We start from the raw sequence: 20413 nt of genomic DNA on the forward strand, positions 1-20413 counted from the left end.
GACCCACCGGGCCAGCGCTCGTTCGAGGGGCAGGAAGGAGAGCGGACTAGGATGCGAAGAAGTCCCGGGAGATTTGAAAACACACCTGCTCGTCCGCGGGATCCAACTCGATGGAGCGTTCGTGACTGGCGAGGATGCCGTGGCGCCGCAACACGAGTTCGATGTCGTCCTCGAGCGCGAGCACCGGACGCACCGAGCAACCCGTGGCAGAGGCCATGTCATCGAGCAGGCTCGGATTGCCCGGCTCGCTGGTGGCGACGAAGACGGTGCCTCGCACGTCGTCATCCCATTGAACCCGCAAGGGACAGACGCGCAGACGCTCGAGCACGCGCGCCGGGACGCAGCGCAGCAGTCCCGCCGGCACACGCTCCAGGCCCTCGCGACGGATGAAAGGTACCTGGAGCTGCCGAGCCAACGTGATGAGCAGCTGCTCCGGCCCGAGCAGTCCCATCCGAACCGCGGCCTCCCCCACCCTGCACCGCCACCTGGCTTGGAGAGCGAGCGCCGACTCCACCTGCGCCGACGCCAACAGCCCGCTCGCTACCCACAGCTCGCCCAGCCGCATCCGCCGCACGCCCGACCCCCGCCGCCCACAACCCCACAACCGCGTGCGCTCGGGCGATCCCCCACCCCACTCGCCACCCACCAACACGCCCGAGCGCGCCCACCCCAACCCCGACCCACCCAACCTCAACCCGTGCCCAACTCAATGCTCGTTGCGTGCCAGAACGCACCTGACGGATTCCGCGGGGTTGGACAACCTGTACTGCGGGGCGATACCGGAATGCGGGAAGATTTTCAGGGGGGACTGGCAAGAAATGGGGAGGAAGGTGTTTCGTAGGCCGTTGGTCACCCAACTCCTCTTCAACGCGGAGAACTCATGTTGCTCAGGTCCACCCTCGTGCGAGTGCTGGCCGCGGCCACGCTCGTGCCCACCCTCGCGCTCGCCGCGCCCAAGGCCACACCGGCCACGGCTGTCTCCCGGCCCTCCAAGCAGTACACCGTCGAGCAATTCATGACGACGACGAAGCTCTCCGGCGCCTCCTTCTCACCAGACGAGAAGCGCATCCTCTTCTCATCCAATGAGAGTGGCATCTTCAACGCATACACCCTCCCGCTGACCGGTGGGAAAGCGAAGGCGCTCACACAATCGAAGACGGACTCCACCTTCGCCGTGAGCTACTTCCCCAAGGACGAGCGCATCCTCTTCACGCGCGACCAGGGTGGCAACGAAGCCAACCACCTCTTCGTGCGCACTCCGGATGGCAAGGAGCGCGACCTCACGCCCGGCGACAAGCTGAAGGCCGCGTTCGTGAGCTGGAGCGGTGATGACTCGGCGTTCTACGTCCTCACCAACGAGCGCGACGCGCGCTTCTTCGACCTCTACCGCTATGACGCGAAGACGTACGCGCGCACGCTCGTCTACCAGAACGACAGCGGGCTCTCCTTCGAGGACGTCTCGCCGGATGGAAGGTGGCTCGCCTTCAACAAGGTGCGGACCACCAACGACGCGGACATCCACCTCTACGACGTGGAGAAGAAGGAGCTCAAGCACATCACCCCGCATCAGGGCGACGCGTTCTTCCAGGTGAGCGCCTTCGACCCAGCCTCCAGCGCCCTCTACTTCCTCACGAACGAGGGCTCCGAGTTCAAGCGCGTGGCCCGCTACACGCTGGCCACCGGCCAGGTGGAGGACGTGGAGCGCGCGGACTGGGACGTGATGTACACGTACTTCTCGCGCAAGGGAGGCTTCCGCGTCACCGCCATCAACGAGGACGGCCGCACCGTCATTCGTGTGCACGACGTGAAGGCCGGCAAGCTCCTGGAGCTGCCGCAGCTGCCCGCGGGAGACATCACCTCGGTGCGCATCTCGGACAGCGAGAAGCGGATGGCCTTCTACCACAATGGGGACCGCTCCCCGTCGAACCTCTTCGTCTACGACTTCGGCACGAAGAAGGCCACCCGCCTCACCGATGCGAGGAACAAGCAGATCGACCCGGAGGACCTCGTTGAGGCGCAGGTGGTGCGCTTCAAGTCCTTCGATGGAACGGAGATTCCGAACATCCTCTTCAAGCCGCACCAGGCCACCGCCGACGCCAAGGCGCCCGCCATCGTCTGGGTACACGGCGGCCCCGGGGGACAGACGCGCAAGGGCTACTCACCGGTCATCCAGTACCTCGTCAACCATGGCTACGTGGTGCTCGGCATCAACAACCGCGGCAGCTCCGGCTACGGCAAGAGCTTCTTCGCCGCGGATGACCAGAAGCACGGCCGCGAGCCGCTGCTGGACTGCATCGAGGCTCGGAAGTACCTGGCCAGCCTGCCCTACGTGGACGCCGAGCGCATTGGCATCGCCGGCGGCAGCTACGGTGGCTACATGACGCTGGCCGCGCTCGCCTTCCACCCGGAGGCCTTCAAGGCGGGCATCGACATCTTCGGCGTCTCCAACTGGCTGCGCACGCTGCAGAGCATCCCGCCCTGGTGGGAGAGCCAGCGCGAGGCCCTCTACAAGGAAGTCGGCGACCCGGTGAAGCAGGAGCAGATGCTGCGCGACATCTCGCCCCTCTTCCACGCGGAGAAGATCTCCAAGCCGCTGCTCGTCCTGCAGGGCGCGAATGATCCGCGTGTCATCCAGCCCGAGTCGGATGAAATCGTCCAGGCGGTGAAGAAGAACGGCGTCCCGGTGGAGTACGTCATCTTCCCGGACGAGGGCCACGGCTTCACCAAGAAGAAGAACGAGGTGGAGGCCTACTCGCGGATGCTCGGCTTCCTGGAAGCGCACCTGAAGGCCAGCGGCCCGGCCAAGGTGAACTGAAGTCCCCTCCCTCCGGCCGCACTTTTCTCCAACCTGTCCGACAGTCGGACAAGTCGCCGAAGACTGCGCCCGGAGGGTCTCCCGCTCTTGCTTCGTTCGAGCCCCTGAAGAGACGTTCTTCGACGGGCTTAGCCGCCCAGGTGCTCGGCCTTCTGCTTCACCTCATCGGCCTTGTTGCCGGTGAGGATCTCGACCTTGTGCGCCTTCTCGGGGCCCGTGGCCGGCTCGAAGCTGACACGCACCGGGGTGCCCTCATCAAGGTCATCCCAGGTCACCAGCTGCCCGTCACGCTCCAGCTTCGTGTCCGGGGTGAGCACGAACCACGCCTCCGGCGCAGAGGGATCATCCACGGCCTTCACGGCGATGCGGTAGGCGTCCTTGTCCACGTCGGTCACCACGCCCTCACGCTTCTGCGAGAGCCCAGGCACCGCCGCTTCGACATCGCGCGCCGCCTCTTTCGTACCAGCGCACCCCACACCACCCAGCACCGCCACCAGCACCGCTGCTCCCAGCACCTTCACGCGGGTCTTCATGTCTTCTGGACCTCCTCGAGAACCAAGCTCCGGCAGGCACAGGCCCTACGCGAAGCCAGTGCGAAGCTAGGAACCGGTTCAGAGTGACGCCAAGAGTGCGTGGGGCCCAATGCCCAGGGGCCCGCTCTCCAGCGCCCAGGGCAAGCAGGCCGTCAAGCCAGACTGAAGGACGGGACGTCGTCTCTCAACGAAGACGGAAGGGAATCTTCACCACGCGGTAGACGGAGAGGGGCCGCCCATCCAGGAGCGCTGGCGAGTAACGCCAGGTGCGGACCGCAGCGATCGCCGCGGAGGCGAAGGGCTCCTCTCCTCGCATCACCGAGATGTCGCCCACGCGCCCGTCCTCGGTCACGATGATCTTCAGGATGACCAGGCCCTCCCGACCGGAGGCCCTCGCGGCCTGGGGGAATTCGGGCTGCACGTTGGACTCCAGCTCCCTCGGAGGCGTGGCCTTCTCCGGAAGTTGGATGGGGCCCACGGAGCGAACAGGACGCGCGGGCTTCTCCACGAGAGCGGGGCGTTGCGGCTGCACAGCGGGGCGCTCGGAGGCGAGCATCTCCGGCGTGCTGAAGTCCGCCATTGTCCCCACGTTGGCGGCCCCCTGCCTCGCAGAAGCGCCCGTCGCCGGAGCCCCACGCGAGACCGGCTGCTTCCGCAGACGTTGGGTGAAGAGCACATCATCGGAGCCGCCCGCGAGCGCGCTCTCCGTCTGGTACCCGTCGAGCGCGAAGGTCAACTCCGCGGTGGCCACCCCGTTGGGCCCGGGGGGAACATCGAGCACGAGAGGCGTGGTGCCCCGCTCCTTGCCCTGCCAGAAAACGCGCGCACCCGAGGGCTCGCTGGTGATGAAGAAGCGCACCGGAGCGGGCGCCGGTACGGGCGCTTCGGCGGCCGGCGTGGGAATGGGGGCAGGTGGGCTCTGAGGAGCGGGCTCCGCGCGACGCCACAGGGCCACACCTGCTCCAGCCCCCGCGAGCAACACGGCCAGCGCGGCGCCCCTCCACAGGCCCGTGCGCCGAGGCGGTGCTGGTGCCGGCACCGGCGCCGACACCTGGACGACCGGAGCAGCAGGCCGCTGAGCACCGCTGGCCGGAGGGACCTCCAGGCTGATGTCCAGCACGAGCGTCCCCGCTTCCGAGCTCTGCGCGGCGGGCGCGGGCAGCGGGGTGAGGAACGGCGAGCTGATGGGGCTGGAATCCCCCACGCGACCGAGTACCTCGCGCAATGCCTCGAGCAGCTCGTCCATGGAGGCGTAGCGGGCCTCGGGGTCCTTCTCCAGGCAGCGGAGAACGAGGGCCTCCACCCGCTCGGGGATGACGAGCCCGGGTTGCAGGTCCCGAAAGCGCGGGGGCGACAGCTTGTGGTGCGCGAAGAGGAGCTCGAGCGTGTCCTTGGAGATGAAGGGCGGACGGCCCATCAGCATGTGGTACGTGACGACGCCGAGCGAGTAGATGTCACTGCGTACGTCCGCGGAGTTGCGGGCCTGCTCGGGCGACATGTACACCGGTGAGCCGAGGAAGGTACCGCTCTGGGTGATGCCTGGAGTGGCCTCGGCCCCTGCGCCTTCTGGAGAGAAGGGCTTCACCAGGCCGAAGTCGAGCACCTTGACGTGGTCCCTGTCTCTATCCGCCACCAGCATCACGTTGGCGGGCTTGAGATCTCGGTGCACCACGCCCAGCCGGTGCGCCTCGCGCAGGGAGAAGCACACCTGTCGGGCCAACTCCATCGCCCGGGGCCACGGCAGCGGCCCCTCGGCGAGCACCTCCGAGAGCGTGCGGCCCTCGATGTACTCCATAGCGATGAAGCAGATGCCGTCCTCCGTCTGGCCATAGTCGATGACGGTGACGGTGTTGGGGCTGCGCAGCTTCGCGGTCAGCGAGGCCTCTCGAATGAAGCGCTGGAGAAACCCCGGATCCTTACTGGTGGGGAACGCGGGGCTCAGCACCTTGAGCGCCACCACGCGATCCAGTGGGACTTGGAGCGCGCGGTACACGCGGCCCATGCCCCCCTCTCCGATGGGGGCCAGCACCTGGAAGCGCCCCAGCAGGGTACGGCCGATCAGCGGATCCTCCGGCGGTGGCGGAGGCGCGGGCTCATCGGAATGGGGAGGGCGAGGTTGGGTCTCCATGGAGATCCTCCAAGGTCGGGACCCTGGCACGGGGTCGTCACGGCTCCGTCGACAGTGGGTCACGAAACGTAAAAGTCGCCCCGCCCCACCCCCTACCCCCGCGGTGCCTCTTACCGCTTGAAAGAGGCTTGACAGGGTTTCGACGCGGGCCACTCTGGGGCTAGAGTGCGTCGGCCAGCCCGCAGGCCGCCCGCCGGGGAGCACCGAGCCACAGCACATGCCCTTTCAGATCACCGTCTACGAGGAAGACCGCATCATCGACGTCGTCTACCCCCCGCAGCCCTCGGCGGAGGACGTGACGGACTACCTCAAGCGCATCCGCGAGACGATCGCCTACATGAACGGCCCATGGAGCGCGCTGGTGGACCAGGGACAGCTGCGCGTGATGCCGCCGGAGATGGTGGCCACCATGGCCAGCCTCAACGCCTACGCGCAGCTGCACGGCATGAAGCGCTCGGCGCGCATCGTGAGTGACGCCGCCTCTGGCCTCCAGGCCTGGCGCATGACGAAGAAGGCCATGCTCACCATCCCCACGCGCACCTTCGAGACGCGCGAGGCCGCCCTGGCCTGGCTGCGCAACCCCGACGACGAGTAGCTCCCCTCACGATCTCTATAAACGTTCGTTCCAGTACGGTTTCCTTGGGGCATCATTCGCTCGCTGGACCGCCAGGTCTGGCAGGGTTTTTTCACCCCCCAGGAAGACAGGAGCGAATCCCCATGCGACACCCCAAGTTCGGGCTGCCGGTGCGTCCCCTCGTAGGCGCTCTGATGTGCACCCTCACGCTCACCGCGGGCTGCGGCCCGGCGGAGGAGCAGGAAACGACGAAGGGTGAGGAGTCCTCCGCCCTCGGGAAGAAGAAGAGCGAGGTCGTCTACGGCACGGACAGCCGGCAGGACGTCTACGCCCACGCGGACGCCACGCTGCGCGCTCGGGCACAACAGGCCACGGTGGCGCTGATGGCCCCGTCGGACTTCAACGCGACCAACCCCAACAACGTCACCTTCCCCGGCTCGACGCTGGGTACCGCCTACAACCTCTGCACCACCGAGCGCTTCCGGGATGACCCGACGGCGGCCTTCTGCTCCGGCACGCTCATCGACGACGACCTGGTGCTCACCGCGGGCCACTGCGTCACGAGCGCCTCGGCCTGTGCCGACACGCGCCTCGTCTTCAATTACTACCGGCCCTCGGCGGGCACGCTGCAGCCGGTCACCACGGCGGACATCTTCACCTGTACCTCCATCGTGGCGCGCCAGCAGGGCACGGTGAACGGGCAGAACCTGGACTACGCCATCCTGCGCCTGGACCGGCCGGCCACGCCGCGCTTCACCCCGGCACCGGTGCGCACGGGCAACACCGCGCTGAGCGTCGGGCAGAACGTGGCCGTCATTGGCAGCGGCAGCGGCATCCCCTTCAAGATTGACTCCGGTGGCTCGGTGCGCGACGCGCGCTCGGGCACGCTGGACTACTTCGTGGCCACCACGGACACCTTCGGTGGCAACTCGGGCTCGGGCGTGTACGAGACGAGCAACTACACGGTGGCGGGCATCCTCGTGCGCGGTGAGACGGACTACGTCACCAACGGGAGCTGCCGCGTCGTGAACACGTGCACCGAGACGGGCTGCCGCGGCGAGGACATCACCTACGTGTACCCGGCCATCAGCGCCTACTGCGCCGCGACCGGCAACGCCAACACGCGGCTGTGCACGGGAATGCCGCCGCCGCCGCCTCCTCCTCCCCCGGCGACCACGTTCACCTTCAGCGCCACCAACACCAACAGCGCCCAGAGGAGCACCGTCAACAAGGACGTGGCGCTGAAGGCTGGCCAGGTCATCAAGCTGGGCACCTGCACGGTGAGCGGCGCCACCGGTACCGGTGACACCTACCTGCGGCTGTACGGCCCGGCGGGCACCCAGGTGGCCTCCAACGACGACACCTGCGGTACGCTCTCGTACCTCAGCTACACCGTGCCGGCGAACGCAGCCGGCACGTATCAGATCCGCGCTGGCTGCTACAGCAACACCAGCTGCAGCGGCACCGTGGCCTACACGGTCCAGTAGGCCGCCTGTCAGACGGAAGCTCCCTCGGGCCGCTCGCCATCATGGCGGGCGGCCTTCTTCTTCCCAAAACCGATGCTTGACAGCTCGGGGGGCGGGATTTAACGCGAGGAGCCATATGAGCACGCCCAAGTTCCCGTCACCTTCCACTCCCGTCTCCATCCAAGGTCCCTTGAAGGTCCTGCTGCTTGAGAACATCCACGTGTCCGCCGAGGAGATGCTCAAGGCGGAGGGGTTCTCGGTGGAGCGGCTCAAGGGAGCGCTCAAGCCCGAGGAGCTCGAGGAGCGCATCCGGGACATCCACCTGCTGGGCATCCGCAGCAAGACGAACGTCTACGAGCCGGCCCTCGCCAAGGCGCCCAACCTGCTGGCGGTAGGCGCCTTCTGCATCGGCACCAACCAGGTGGACTTGAAGTCGGCCAACATCCACGGCGTGCCCGTCTTCAACGCGCCCTTCAGCAACACGCGCAGCGTGGCGGAGCTGGTCATCGCGGAGATCGTCATGCTCACGCGCCAGCTCGGGGATCGCAGCCGCGAGGTGCACGCGGGCCAGTGGCGCAAGGTGGCGACGGGCAGTCACGAGGTGCGCGGCAAGACGCTGGGCATCATCGGCTATGGCCACATCGGCTCGCAGCTGGGCGTGCTGGCCGAGGCCATGGGCATGCGCGTCATCTTCTATGACGTCATGACGAAGCTGCCGCTGGGCAACTCGCGCCCTACCGCCACCCTGGGCGAGCTGCTGGAGTCCTCGGACTTCGTGACGCTGCACGTGCCGGCCACGCCGTCCACTGAGTGGATGATTGGCACCGCCGAGCTGGCGCGCATGCGCAAGGGCAGCTACCTCATCAACGCGAGCCGCGGCACGGTGGTGGACATCAAGGCACTGGCGCAGGCCATCAAGTCGGGCCACCTGAGTGGCGCCGCGGTGGACGTCTACCCGGAGGAGCCGGAGACGAACAGCGACGGCTTCGTCACCGAGCTGCAGGGACTGCCCAACGTCATCCTCACCCCGCACATCGGCGGCTCCACGGAGGAGGCGCAGGCGTCCATCGGCAAGGAGGTGGCCACCTCCCTCATCAAGTTCGTGCGGAGCGGCGCCACCACGGGCGCGGTGAACTTCCCACAGGTGGAGGCGCCGCTGATTCCCAACACGCACCGCATCCTCAACGTGCACCGCAACACGCCGGGCGTGCTCCGCGACATCAACCGGATCGTCTCGGACCTCAATGCCAACATCCACGCGCAGGTGCTGAGCACCGACGCGAACATCGGCTACCTGCTGATGGACCTGGACCAGGACGTGGCCAACCCGGTGTGCCAGGCCATCGCGGGCCTGCAGACGGACATCAAGACGCGCATCGTGTCCTGAGCCGTGGGGCTCCCGAGGCCCGGCGCTTCAACCGGGCCTCACTTCCTTCGCGCTCGTGAACGCGCACGCTTGCGCAGGAACTCGACCAGGGCTTTGAGCTTGAGCGGGGTCTGCGCTCGGCTCGGGTAGTACAGGTAGAAGCCCGCGAAGGGTGGGCAGAACTCCTCGAGGACGGGAAGGAGCTCACCCCGCTGGATGTAGGGACGGAAGGAGTCTTCCATTCCAATGGTGAGACCGACCCCGTCGCACGCCAGGCGCAGCATCAGGTGCTTCTCGTTCGTATTCACGCGGGCATCGATGGCGATCTCAAAGTCCCTTCCCTTCTCCGTGAACTCCCAGCGGTAGGTTGCACCGTTCGGCATCCGCCACCCGATGCACGCGTGCGCGTGAAGCTCCCTCGGGTGTTGGGGCTTGCCGTGGACGGCGAAGTAGCCCGGTGACCCGACCACCAGTTGCCGCTGCTCGCCGGAGATGCTGACGGCGACCATGTCCTTGTCGATGATTTCGCCGAGCTGAACCCCCGCGTCGAAGCCTTGCTGAAAGATGCCCGAGGGGTTGTCGTCGACGCTGATGTCGAGCTTGATGTCCGGGTACTCCGCCAGGAACTCCGCGAGCGTCTTTTCGGAGAGAAAGTCCTCCGCGATCGACGAGATGCTCAGGCGGAGCGTTCCCGAGGGTCGGCTCCGCAGCTCGTTCAGCGATTCGAGTGTCGCGCGCATGTCGGAGAACGCCGGCTGCAGCCCCCGGTAGAGGTGCTCACCTGCTTCGGTGAGGCCCACGCTTCGCGTCGTTCGCTGCAGCAGACGGACACCGAGCCGCTCCTCTACCTGGCGGATCGTCTGGCTCACGGCCGCTCTCGTCACGCCGAGCTCCACCGCCGCGGCCTTGAAGCTCCGCTTCTCCGCGACGGCCAGGAACGCCGCCAGTCCTCCGAATTCATCTCTCATTGGTAAGCCACTCTAACCAACCCATCAATGATTGGAAGGTCGCACGGGCAGCCCGGTGCTCCTACTTTGGCTTTGAAAACAGCAAGGAGAAGAACATGACGAAGCCATCGAGCGAGCAGCATCCCTACGTCGGCATGTGGGTCACCCAGGACGGCTACATCCGCCACGAGCTCCTGCCGGGAGGCCGCTATGACGAGGCCCGCGGCAAGAGGAAGAGCGCCTACCGCGGCCGGTACACCATCAAAGGCAACCATATCGACTACGTGGACGACACCGGCTTCACCGCCGACGGAGACTTCCGCGATGGCGTGCTCTACCACGCCGGCATGGTCCTCTACCGGGAAGAGACGAGGTAGGTCATGGCAGCCGATGGCGTGCGCGACTTCCTCATCACCCTGGACAAGCTGCTCCCCGGGCTACCAACCCCCTGAGCAGGGCTCAGCGGGGCGTGAGCTTGAGCAGCCGGCCGTTGCTGTCATCGGTGAGCAGATAGAGCGCGCCCTCGGGGCCCTGGACGACCTCGCGGATGCGCGCATTCTGCTCCGTGAGCAACCGCTCCTCACCCACCACGCGGTCGTCCTTCATGACGAGCCGCACCAGGGCCTGGCTGGACAGTCCTCCGATGAAGATGTTCTCCCGCCACTCGGGGAAGAGGTCCCCGGAGTAGATGGTCATCCCCGAGGGGGAGATCACCGGATCCCAGTAGTACACGGGCTGCTCCATGCCCGGGCCCTGGGTGACCTTGTGGATGGGCTCACCTGAGTACTCCTCGCCGTAGCCGATGGTGGGCCAGCCGTAGTCCCTACCCATCTGGACGAGGTTGAGCTCGTCGCCACCACGCGGCCCCATCTCCACCTCCCAGAGGCGGTTCTTGCTGTCCAGCGCCGCGGACAGGATGTTGCGGTGTCCCAAAGACCAGATTTCCGGCCGAGCATCCTTGCGACCAACGAACGGGTTGTCCTTGGGCACCGAGCCGTCGGGGTTGATGCGGACAATCTTCCCGAAGTGGCTCTTCAAATCCCTCGCCTGGACCCGGCCAGGGAGGATGGAGCGCTCACCGAGCGTGACGAACAGCTTGCCGTCGGGCGTGAACACGAGGCGTCCCCCTGCGTGCAGGGTCGATTCGAGCGTGGGCTGCATGCGGAAGATGACCTGCACGTTCTCCACGCGCGGCTTCGCGCCATCCACGAGCCTCGCACGCGCCACCGCCAGGCCGTTACCGCCTTCGCGCGGCTCGTAATAGGTCCAGTAGATGAGCTGGCTCTTGGCGTAGTCGGGGCCGAGCTCCACGTCGAGCAGCCCGCCCTGTCCACGACCATCCACGCGCGGCAGACCCGCGACGGGCGGGGACTTCGCGCCTTGAGGAGTGACGATGTAGAGAGCGCCCGTCGGCTTCTCCGTCACCAGCATGCGGCGATCCGGCAGGAAGGCGATGGCCCAGGGTTTGTTGAAGCCAGAGGCAATCTCGGTGACCTGGAAGGGCGTCTTCGTCTCAACAGCCGGAGCGCGTGTCTGCCCAGGGAAGGCCGGCTCGAACTCGGGCACGTTGGGGGGCGCCGTCTCGACGGGCGCACCGCCAGGATTGGGCCCCGTCCGAGGCACCGACTGCTGACTGTCGCCCGCGCGGCCGGGAGCCAGATTCCCACTCTGGTCCGAGGACGTGCGAGGACGCTGGCCTTGTGCCAGCCCCGAGCCAGACAGGAGGGAGACAAGGACAACACTACTCGTCAGGAAGGTGCGCATGAGGCTCTCTCCACAGGTCGAGATGGGTTCCAGAGCAGGGGCAGCAACCAACGAGGGTGAAGCTACCCACGCTGGGACAGGGCATGCTCGCCCCTGCGCGGCAGATAACCAGGGCAGGCGCAGCTCGCTCCCCTGCTTGTGCGAGGGTGTTCTCGCACCGACAGAAGAGGTCCTCCGCTCCTCCCACTGGAAGAGCGTCGTGCGAGCCTGCTCGATGCCCCCGCCTGCGTGGAGTCCACTCGTGCTCAGCCAGCGCTTCTCCTACGAAAGCTTCGTCCAGACGAGCGATCGCGCTCGGTTATGCCAGGAGCTCGAGCAGGTGCTGACCGCTCGGGTCCGATCGGCGCCCTCCCCCGAGGAAGAGGGTCACCGGATTGCGATGGAGCTGCGCGAGCTGGGTCACGACCTCTGGAGCTTCGACGAGTCCACTGATCTTCAAGTCTGGTGTGGGAATTGGGCGAACCCCACACGTCCCTACGAGCTCATCGTCGAGGTCTCCTACCGAGACAAAGAAGAGCCGCGGACGGTGTCGGTGAGCTTCCGTGCCAGAACGCCACACCCAACACATCACTGATTGATGCTGTAATTGGCTGGCACCCAGGTGTACCCCTTGCCGTTGGCGCGCACATGGCCAAGGCCTGGGAACGAGACGTGTGCGACGCCCACCCAATACCCCTGCTTCGCGGCGTCAGCATAAGCCTTCGCGCGCTGGGCCGCCGCTGCCTTGGAATCGACGTCGTACTGGATGGTCACTGAAGGCTCGGGGAACTGCACCGCGGCGACATGCATCACATCACCCCAGAGCACGAGCTTCTGCCCCTTGCTCTCCACGGAATAGAAGCTGTGCCCGGGAGTGTGACCCGGACTCGCGATGGACCGAATGCCGGGGAACAGCTCGGTGTCACCCTCGAACGTCTTGAGCCTGCCCGCCGCGACATAGGAATCGAGCGCGATCCTTGCCTCCTGGAACCGGGGCTTCTTGTCGGCCGGAGCCTTCTCCATGTTGTCAGCGTTCAGCCAGAAATCCACCTCGCGCTTGTCCGCGTAGACGAGCGCCTTCGGGAAGATCTGCTTGCCGCCAACCGTCAGTCCGCCCGAGTGGTCGGTGTGGATGTGAGTCAGCAGCACCGCGTCGATCTGCTCCGGCTCGTACCCGGCCGCTCGCAGGTTGGGGACCAGCTTGTTGAGGCTCGGTCCGAGGAACTCGCCCGTGCCGGTGTCCACCAACACCAGCTTGGAGCCGGTATTGATGAGGAAGGCATTGACCGAGGTCTCCACTGGCAGATTGAGGTGCGCATCGGCCAGCAGCTTCTTCACATGCTCGGGCCGGGTGTTGGTCAGCACCTTGTCCAGTTCCAGTGGCAAGGTTCCATCGGAAATCACCGTGACTTCGAAATCACCCAGCATCATTCGGTAGAAGCCCGGGGCCTGAGTCCTGACCTGCGGCGCGGCGGCGTGTGTGGCCGAAGGCGCGAACACTGCGCCCGTCGCAGCAGAGAGGGACACGGCGAGCGTGGCACGCAAGAGGAAGGTGCGTAGCGTCATCATCGGAAGGCTCCAGAAGACCGCGCACGGAACCGCCTCGGACCGTGAGCAACGGCCGACAACGACCCCGCGGCTGTATATTGTTTCCCTGATACCGGCCGGTCTCATGATACCGACCGGTCTCTTTTATGATACCGGTCGGTATCATCGTCAAGGAAGAATGATGACGGGCAAGAAGACGACGAAGCCCTCGCCCCGAGAGCGCATCCTCGAGGCCGCCGAGGAGCTCTTCTATCGCGAGGGGATCCGGGGAGTCGGGGTCGAGGCGATCGCCGCGAGGGCGGAGACCACCAAGATGGCGCTCTACCGCCATTTCGAGTCCAAGGACGCACTGGTGGCCGAATGGCTCCGCCTCATGGCGGCCCAAGATGAGGCGGTCTTCGATCGGCTTGAGTCCGAGCATCCCGGCGACCCACGCGCACAGCTCCTGGGATGGGCGCAAGTCATCGCCGGGAGGCTCTCGGAAGGGTACCGGGGTTGCCCGCTCATCAACTCCCTGGCCGAGTTGCCAGACAAGAACCACCCGGCCCGGCAGGTCATCGAAGCACACAAGGCCCGGCATGCGAGGAAGCTGGCCGCCCTCTGTACTCTGGCCGGCATCCCCGAGCCCGAAGCAGCCGCCAGCGAGATCCTCTTCGTCCTGGAAGGCGCACAGGTCAGCGCACAGTGCATGGGCGCCGCGAAGGTTGGCGAGCGCCTCATGCGAATCGTGAAAGCCATCGTGGATGGCAAGGGCGGCTGACGACCAGGCCATCGGCCCGTGTCTCAGGCGGTCAGGTCCAGCACCACGCGGCCCTCGATCTTGCCGGCGTGCATGCGCGCGAACACGTCGTTGATGTTCTCCAGCTTGTCGGTGGTCACCGTCGCCTTGACCTTGCCCTGCGCGGCGAAGGCCAGTGACTCCTGCAGGTCCAGACGGGTACCGACGATCGAGCCGCGCACGGTGATGCCCCTGAGCACCATGTCGAAGATGGGCAGCGGGAAGTCGCCCGGCGGCAGGCCGTTGAGCGACACCGTGCCGCCCCGGCGGACCATGCCGAGCGCCTGCTCGAAGGCCTTGGGCGACACCGCGGTGACCAATGCACCGTGGGCGCCGCCGATCTCCTTCTTGAGGTAGGCCGCCGGATCCGTCTCGCGGCAGTTCACGGTGACGGTGGCGCCGAGTCGTTTGGCCAGTTGCAGCTTGCCGTCGTCCACGTCCACCGCGGCCACGTTGAGTCCCATCGCCCGGGCATACTGCACCGCCATGTGGCCGAGCCCTCCAACGCCGGAGATCACCACCCAGTCACCCGGTCGGGTATCGGTCACCTTCAGGCTCTTGTAGACGGTCACGCCCGCGCACAGCACGGGCGCGATCTCCGCGAAGCTCACCTTGTCCGGCAAGAGTCCGACATAGTTGGCATTGGCCAGCGCGTACTCAGCGAAGCCACCATTGACCGAGTAGCCCGTGTTCTTCTGCTGCTCGCACAGGGTTTCCCAGCCACCCAGACAGTGCTCGCAGTAGCCACAGGCCGAGTACAACCAGGGAATGCCGACCCGGTCTCCCTCCTTGACATGGGTGACGCCCTCGCCGACCGCCACGACGTGGCCGACACCTTCGTGGCCGGGAATGAACGGCGGGTTCGGCTTGACCGGCCAGTCTCCTTCGGCCGCATGCAGATCGGTATGGCAGACGCCACAGGCGCTGATCTTCACCAGGATGTCGCCGCGCCCGGGACGAGGTATTTCCACCTCCTCGATGCGCAACGGCTTGCCGAATGCACGTACGACCGCGGCCTTCATTGTCTTGTTCATGCAAATACCCCCGTTTGCTTGTGTATGAGACGTCCGATGAATCTCTCGACGGAATCGGGTTGCGCATGCTCCCTCTCCCTCTGGGAGAGGGCGGGGGGTGAGGGTATGTCTCCCCGTGCTGTTCCCTGACCTGGTTCGTCTCGGAGCACGAGACTCCTGGTCCTTGTTTCCATTCAGGAACACCGGGTGGGAAATACCCTCACCCTAGCCCTCTCCCAGAGGGAGAGGGGACATCCACGGAGTCTCGAGAACTCCGCGGGTATTTCATTAGAAGAAACCCATCGCCTTGGGCGAGTAGCTGACGAGCAGGTTCTTCGTCTGCTGGTAGTGGCTCAGCATCATCCGATGGTTCTCACGGCCAATGCCCGACTGCTTGTAGCCACCGAAGGCCGCGTGCGCCGGATACAGGTGGTAGCAGTTCGTCCAGACGCGGCCCGCCTGGACCTCGCGGCCAACCCGATACGCCGTCGATGCGTCGCGCGTCCACACTCCCGCGCCAAGGCCGTACAGCGTCTCGTTCGCGATCTTCAGCGCCTCGTCCACGTCCTTGAAGGATGTGACGGAGACCACCGGTCCGAAGATCTCCTCCTGGAAGATCCGCATCCGGTTGTTGCCCTGGAAGATGGTCGGCGCAACGTAGTAGCCGTTCTCCAGGTCACCCCCATGGCGCAGCCGCTCGCCGCCGAGCAGCAGCTTCGCTCCCTCCTGCTTGCCGATGTCCACGTACGAGAGGATCTTCTCGAGCTGATCGTTCGACGCCTGGGCGCCAATCATCGTGGCGGTGTCGAGCGGGTTGCCCGTCTTGATCTTCTTCGTCCGCTCGATGGCTCGCGCCAGGAACTCCGCCTGGATCTTCTCGCTGACGAGCGCGCGCGAAGGACAGGTGCAGACCTCGCCCTGGTTCAGCGCGAACATGGCGAAGCCCTCCATCGCCTTGTCCGCGAAGTCATCGTCCTTCGCGAAGATGTCCTCGAAGAAGATGTTGGGTGACTTGCCGCCGAGCTCGAGCGTCACCGGAATCAGGTTCTCGGACGCATACTGCATGATGAGCCGGCCGGTGGTGGTCTCCCCAGTGAAGGCCACCTTCGCCACGCGCTTGTTCATGGCGAGCGGCTTGCCCGCCTCCACGCCAAAGCCGTTCACGATGTTCAGCACACCCGGGGGAAGAAGATCGCCAATCAGCTCCGCGAGCATGAGGATCGACGCGGGCGTCTGCTCGGCCGGCTTCAGCACCACGGCGTTCCCCGCGGCGAGCGCCGGGGCAAGCTTCCACGCGGCCATGAGCAGCGGGAAGTTCCAGGGGATGATCTGCGCCACCACGCCGAGCGGCTCGTGGAAGTGGTACGCGACCGTGTCCGAGTCCAGCTCGGACAGGCTGCCCTCCTGCGCGCGGATGCAACCCGCGAAGTAGCGGAAGTGGTCCACCGTCAGCGGCAGGTCAGCGGCGAGCGTCTCGCGGATGGGCTTGCCGTTGTCCCACGTCTCGGCGATCGCGAGCTGCTCGAGGTTCTGCTCGATACGGTCTGCAATCTTGTTGAGGAGGACCGCACGCTCGGCAGGCGAAGTCTTCCCCCAGCCCGTCTTCGCGCGGTGCGCGGCGTCGAGCGCGGCCTCGATGTCGCTCGCATCCGAGCGGGGAATCTCACAGAACGCGCGGCCCGTGACCGGGGTGATGTTCTCGAAGTACCGGCCCTGCTTCGGCGGTGTCCATTCGCCCCCGATGTAGTTGGCGTAGCGGGACTTGAACTGGACCGGCGAACCCGACGTGTTGGGGGCTGCGTACACCTTGCTGGACATCTGCGCTCCGGGGGTAAGGGGCCGCGGGATTGCGGCATGCGCCCAGCTCCCCCTTTGCAGCGTGCGTGCCCTGCCCTTCCCCTCTCACGAGGTGTCGCGAGCTGGAGCGGAAGCAGTCATCGCGACGAGACAGTTGCAGCGTTTCGCAACATGACGCGGGACGTCACGGAAAAGGTCACGAGGCTCGCGTGCAATCCGCTGACGGCCTGTATCAGAATTCGGGATGTCCAGTCGGGGGGGCGTCAGCAACAGCGCACCGAAAGGAGAAAACCGGGATGCTCAAACTGGTCGAGCCAGGGCCACGACTCTGGGAACGGTTCGTCTCGGGTGCCGTCGAAGCGGAGGAGCGCGCGCATGCCATCCTCCGCCGATGGTCGCGTGCGGTGGCGCTGGGAGCAAAGGCGGACGGACCCACTCACTCCGAGGGCGTCACCGACGCCGAGCTTCGTTCCCGGCGCGAGTCCCTGACCGAGCGATGCGTCGATGCGGTCCAGCTCGTCTCGCGGCTCGCAACCGAGACAAGCGCCTCTGAGTTCCGCGCGGTCCTCTCGGATGCGGATGGCGTCGTGGTGCTCGCCCGAGGGGGCATCGGCGCATCCCTCCACTCAGCGGACACGTCCCGGCTGGTAGAGGGCGCGAGCTGGGCAGAGAGCACGCGCGGCACAAACGCGATTGGAACCGCGATCGTCGAGGGCGAGCCGGTGGCGGTGGTCGGGCGCGCGCACCTCGAGGAGCGCAACCACGGCCTCGTCTGCTACGCGGCACCCATCCGCGATCCCTTCGGCGACATCGTCGCCGTGCTGGATGTGAGCGGGGCCGTGACCCAGGCGAACCCGCTTCTCGAGGCGCTCGTGCTCGCGTCCGCGCACGCCGCCGAGCAGTCGCTCCGGCTGCGCAGCTATGAGGAGATGTTCGTCGGAGGCCGCCGGAGTCTCGAGGCCCGGCTCGCCGGCTCCGCGTCGCTTCTGGTCGAGGCGCCCGGAATCATCAGACAGGTGAGTGCGGATGCAGCGGCGAGGCTCGGACACCCACCCTCTTCTGTGATGGGGCGACCCGTCGAGGACGTTCTTCCGCTATCGTGGACCGCGCTCGTGGAAGCGGCCCTGAGCGGTAAGCCGTGCCACATCTCCGGCATGCGCCTTCACCCCGTGCCGCACTTCGATGCGCGGGGGCGCCCACTCGCGCTCGTCGTCTTCGTCGAGCGAGATGTTCCCCGAACGCGCGCGGCGGCTCCGCTGCCGAGCTCGTTCAACGTGCTCCTGGGAAGCGATCCAGCGTTGCAGGATGCAAAGCAACGGGCAGCGCGGGTCGCACGGAGTCCGCTTCCGGTCCTGTTGCTTGCAGAGACCGGCACTGGCAAGGAGTTGCTCGCGCGCGCCATTCACGAGGCGAGCAGCAACGCGTCCGGTCCCTTCCTTGCCATCAATTGCGGAGCCATGCCCGCAGGGCTGCTCGAGGCCGAGCTGTTCGGCTACGCACCGGGAGCCTTCACCGGCGCGCTCGCCGCGGGAAGCAAGGGCAAGTTCGGCGCGGTAGACGGTGGAACGCTGTTCCTCGATGAAATTGGCGAGATGCCCGAGCAACTCCAAGCGCTCCTGCTCCGGGTGCTCGATGATGGCCACTACTTCCGGCTGGGCGAGACGAGGCCGCGTGAGTCGCGATTCCGGCTCATCAGCGCCACCTGCCGCGACCTCCCCGCGATGGTGGAGGCGGGGAAGTTCCGGCGCGACCTCTACTACCGCATCCGCGGCGCGGTGGTCTCTCTACCGCCCCTCCGCCGAAGAACGGACAAGGTCGAGCTGGCGCGCGCGCTCCTGGAGAAGCTCGCTCGAGAGCAAGGCGGCGAGGTGCCCCCGATGACTCCCGAGACCGAGCGGCTCATCGAGGCGCATACGTGGCCAGGGAACGTGCGTGAGCTGAAGTCCGCGCTCGCCCATGCCCTCGCGCTCGCGGGTGAAGGCGAGCCGCTCGCCCCCGAACACCTGCCTGACGATGTCGTGGAGCCGCCCAGCGCAGCGGCAGCGAACGAGGGCAGCGGCAGGAAGGCCGCGGAGGCCCGCGCGCTGAGGGAGGCGATGGCCGCCGCGAACGGTAACCTCAGCGAGGCAGCACGGCGCCTCGGCGTGGCGAGAAGCACGCTCTACCGGATGCTCGGCCGACACGGGCTGGCGGCCTGAGACACCCGGGAGCCTGCGGCTACACGTCGAGGATCTTCCCCGGGTTGAGGATGTTGTTTGGATCCAACGCCCGCTTGAGCGTGCGCAGCATCTCCAGCTCCGCCGGCGAGCGCGAGAAGGACAGGTAGTCCTTCTTGAGCAGGCCAATGCCATGCTCGGCGGAGATGCTCCCGCCGTGCTTGCGCACCAGCTCGAACATGGTCGGGTCCGCCTTCTTCGTGTGCGCGAGGAACTCGGCCTTCTCCATGTCGTCCGGCTTCATGATGTTGATGTGGAGGTTGCCGTCCCCAATGTGGCCGAAGAGAGCAATCTCCCAGCCCGGGTAGCGCTCGCTGAACACCGCGTCCAGCTCGGAGCAGAAGGCCTCGAGGTTGGCCACCGGCAGGGACACGTCGTTCTTGTGCGGCAGTCCCGTGGCCGACAGGCTCTCGCTGATGCCCTCGCGCAGGGCCCACAGCTCGCTGGCCTGCGAGGCCCCCTGTGCCAGGGTCCCATCCGTCACCAACCCGCGCTCGAAGAGCGAGCCCAGCCAGCTCTCCACCTCGGAGGGATCCTTGCCCTCGGCCTCCATCAACACGTAGCACCCACTGGGGGCCTCGAAGGGCGAGCGCAGCTTGCGGTGGCGCTGCACCCGCGCCAGGCACTTGTCGGTGAAGAACTCGTAGGCGCTCAGCAGCAGCGGCGCACGGCGGGCCTCGCGGAACAGCCTCAGCACGGCGGCCACGTCCGGCACGGCGAAGAGGAACACGTCCTGCTTGCCCGGCAGCGGCGCCAGCTTGAGGGTGGCCTCGGTGATGACACCCAGCGTGCCCTCGCTGCCGATGAAGAGCTGGCGCAGATCCGCGCCGGTGTTGTTCTTCTCCAGCGCGCCGTTGAGCTCCAGCACCTGCCCCTGCGCCGTCACCACCTGCAGGCCCAGCACCCACTGGCGGGTGAGGCCATAGCGGATGACCTTCACCCCACCCGCGTTGGTGGCGATGTTGCCGCCCACCTGGCTTGAGCCCTTCGAGGCGAAATCCACCGGCCAGGTCAGGCCGTGCTCGGCGCAGTGGTGGTGCACGGCTTCGGTCACCGCGCCCGCCTGCACGCGCACCGAGTTGCCAAGCAGGTCCACCGGGTCCATCCGAGTCATCCGCCGCAGCGACAGCACCAGCTCGCCACGTGGGGCCACCGCGCCCGCCGCCAGCCCCGTGCGCCCACCGGAGGGAACCACCGGCACCCGGTACTGGTTGCACAGGGCCAGCAGACGCGCCACTTCGTCAGTGGTGCGCGGGAATGCCACCGCACTCGGGGCCGGTGAGTAGACGCGCGTCCAGTCGCGTCCGTACTCCTGGAGCTCACCAGGCTCACGGGTCAGGAAGTCCGAGGGGAAGCCTTCGGCAACAGCACGGAGGAACGCTTCGGGGAGCACGTCGGCCATACCGGGAGCACTAGTGCAGGCGCACGCCCGTCGCAAGCCGGCAAGCAAGGCAAAGAGCGCTTTCACCCCCTGGCGCCAACGCCACCG

17 protein-coding genes are annotated in these 20413 nt (G+C 66.6%); 8 read left to right on the forward strand and 9 right to left on the reverse strand.

The genetic code is table 11. The annotated features are described in order from the left end of the window. Positions 1-46: 46 nt before the first annotated feature. On the reverse strand, positions 47-694 hold the full coding sequence (locus F0U60_RS45385) for a pilus assembly protein PilB (RefSeq protein WP_395809761.1): 648 nt from the start codon (positions 692-694) through the stop codon (positions 47-49). 186 nt (positions 695-880) lie between these two features. Here F0U60_RS45385 and F0U60_RS45390 point away from each other — a divergent pair, with 186 nt between their 5' ends. Continuing rightward, entirely contained in the window at positions 881-2815 is a 1935-nt protein-coding gene (locus F0U60_RS45390; protein ID WP_395809763.1) for a prolyl oligopeptidase family serine peptidase, read from the forward strand. A 128-nt stretch (positions 2816-2943) separates the two neighbouring features. On the opposite strand, the gene F0U60_RS45395 is transcribed toward F0U60_RS45390, so the two are convergent. Beyond that, positions 2944-3348: a hypothetical protein gene (locus F0U60_RS45395; protein WP_395809765.1), complete on the reverse strand. Its 405-nt coding sequence runs from the start codon at positions 3346-3348 to the stop codon at positions 2944-2946. Positions 3349-3532: 184 nt separating this feature from the next. Further along, positions 3533-5476 (reverse strand): TonB family protein, encoded by a 1944-nt coding sequence (locus F0U60_RS45400; protein ID WP_395809767.1) that lies wholly within the window; start codon positions 5474-5476, stop codon positions 3533-3535. Positions 5477-5693: 217 nt separating this feature from the next. On the opposite strand from F0U60_RS45400, the gene F0U60_RS45405 reads away from it, so the two are divergent. The 3 genes from F0U60_RS45405 (at position 5694) to serA (ending at position 8903) form a co-directional block, all read left to right on the forward strand. Beyond that, positions 5694-6071, forward strand: a complete 378-nt coding sequence (locus tag F0U60_RS45405; RefSeq protein WP_395809769.1) for an STAS/SEC14 domain-containing protein — start codon at positions 5694-5696, stop codon at positions 6069-6071. 122 nt (positions 6072-6193) lie between these two features. Then, entirely contained in the window at positions 6194-7537 is a 1344-nt protein-coding gene (locus F0U60_RS45410; RefSeq protein ID WP_395809771.1) for a trypsin-like serine peptidase, read from the forward strand. A gap of 115 nt (positions 7538-7652) precedes the next feature. Beyond that, positions 7653-8903: a phosphoglycerate dehydrogenase gene (gene serA, locus F0U60_RS45415; RefSeq protein WP_395809773.1), complete on the forward strand. Its 1251-nt coding sequence runs from the start codon at positions 7653-7655 to the stop codon at positions 8901-8903. A 38-nt stretch (positions 8904-8941) separates the two neighbouring features. On the opposite strand, the gene F0U60_RS45420 is transcribed toward serA, so the two are convergent. Beyond that, positions 8942-9850 carry a LysR substrate-binding domain-containing protein gene (locus tag F0U60_RS45420; RefSeq protein ID WP_395809775.1) on the reverse strand — a complete coding sequence of 303 codons (909 nt, stop codon included), beginning with the start codon at positions 9848-9850 and terminating at the stop codon, positions 8942-8944. 95 nt (positions 9851-9945) lie between these two features. Between F0U60_RS45420 and F0U60_RS45425 the strand changes: the two genes are divergently transcribed. Beyond that, the gene (locus F0U60_RS45425) at positions 9946-10206 is read left to right on the forward strand and encodes an Atu4866 domain-containing protein (protein WP_395809777.1); all 261 of its coding nucleotides are present in this window, start codon (positions 9946-9948) and stop codon (positions 10204-10206) included. Positions 10207-10288: 82 nt separating this feature from the next. Here the strand turns inward: F0U60_RS45425 and F0U60_RS45430 are convergent, their stop codons facing one another. Beyond that, positions 10289-11593 (reverse strand): PQQ-dependent sugar dehydrogenase, encoded by a 1305-nt coding sequence (locus F0U60_RS45430; RefSeq protein ID WP_395809779.1) that lies wholly within the window; start codon positions 11591-11593, stop codon positions 10289-10291. Positions 11594-11834: 241 nt separating this feature from the next. On the opposite strand from F0U60_RS45430, the gene F0U60_RS45435 reads away from it, so the two are divergent. Further along, a complete protein-coding gene (locus F0U60_RS45435; RefSeq protein WP_395809781.1) occupies positions 11835-12167 on the forward strand; it encodes a hypothetical protein in 333 nt (110 codons plus the stop codon). On the opposite strand, the gene F0U60_RS45440 is transcribed toward F0U60_RS45435, so the two are convergent. Then, complete coding sequence (locus F0U60_RS45440; RefSeq protein WP_395809783.1) at positions 12161-13141, reverse strand: MBL fold metallo-hydrolase; 981 nt, start codon at positions 13139-13141, stop codon at positions 12161-12163. The two genes, F0U60_RS45435 and F0U60_RS45440, sit on opposite strands and share 7 nt — an antisense overlap. 157 nt (positions 13142-13298) lie before the next feature. Here F0U60_RS45440 and F0U60_RS45445 point away from each other — a divergent pair, with 157 nt between their 5' ends. Continuing rightward, positions 13299-13880, forward strand: coding sequence for a TetR/AcrR family transcriptional regulator (locus tag F0U60_RS45445; RefSeq protein ID WP_395809785.1), 582 nt, complete (start codon positions 13299-13301; stop codon positions 13878-13880). Positions 13881-13903: 23 nt separating this feature from the next. Here the strand turns inward: F0U60_RS45445 and adhP are convergent, their stop codons facing one another. Beyond that, positions 13904-14932, reverse strand: coding sequence for an alcohol dehydrogenase AdhP (gene adhP, locus F0U60_RS45450; RefSeq protein WP_395809787.1), 1029 nt, complete (start codon positions 14930-14932; stop codon positions 13904-13906). 267 nt (positions 14933-15199) lie between these two features. Next, positions 15200-16729: an aldehyde dehydrogenase gene (gene adh / locus F0U60_RS45455; RefSeq protein WP_395809789.1), complete on the reverse strand. Its 1530-nt coding sequence runs from the start codon at positions 16727-16729 to the stop codon at positions 15200-15202. A gap of 275 nt (positions 16730-17004) precedes the next feature. On the opposite strand from adh, the gene F0U60_RS45460 reads away from it, so the two are divergent. Further along, complete coding sequence (locus tag F0U60_RS45460) at positions 17005-18906, forward strand: sigma-54-dependent Fis family transcriptional regulator (protein WP_395809791.1); 1902 nt, start codon at positions 17005-17007, stop codon at positions 18904-18906. 19 nt (positions 18907-18925) lie between these two features. Here F0U60_RS45460 and F0U60_RS45465 read toward each other — a convergent pair whose 3' ends face one another. Then, on the reverse strand, positions 18926-20326 hold the full coding sequence (locus tag F0U60_RS45465) for an FAD-binding oxidoreductase (protein WP_395809793.1): 1401 nt from the start codon (positions 20324-20326) through the stop codon (positions 18926-18928). Between the last annotated feature and the right edge of the window lie 87 nt (positions 20327-20413).

Origin of the sequence: Archangium minus, from assembly GCF_044360475.1 — a bacterium.
GTDB lineage: Bacteria > Myxococcota > Myxococcia > Myxococcales > Myxococcaceae > Archangium > Archangium minus.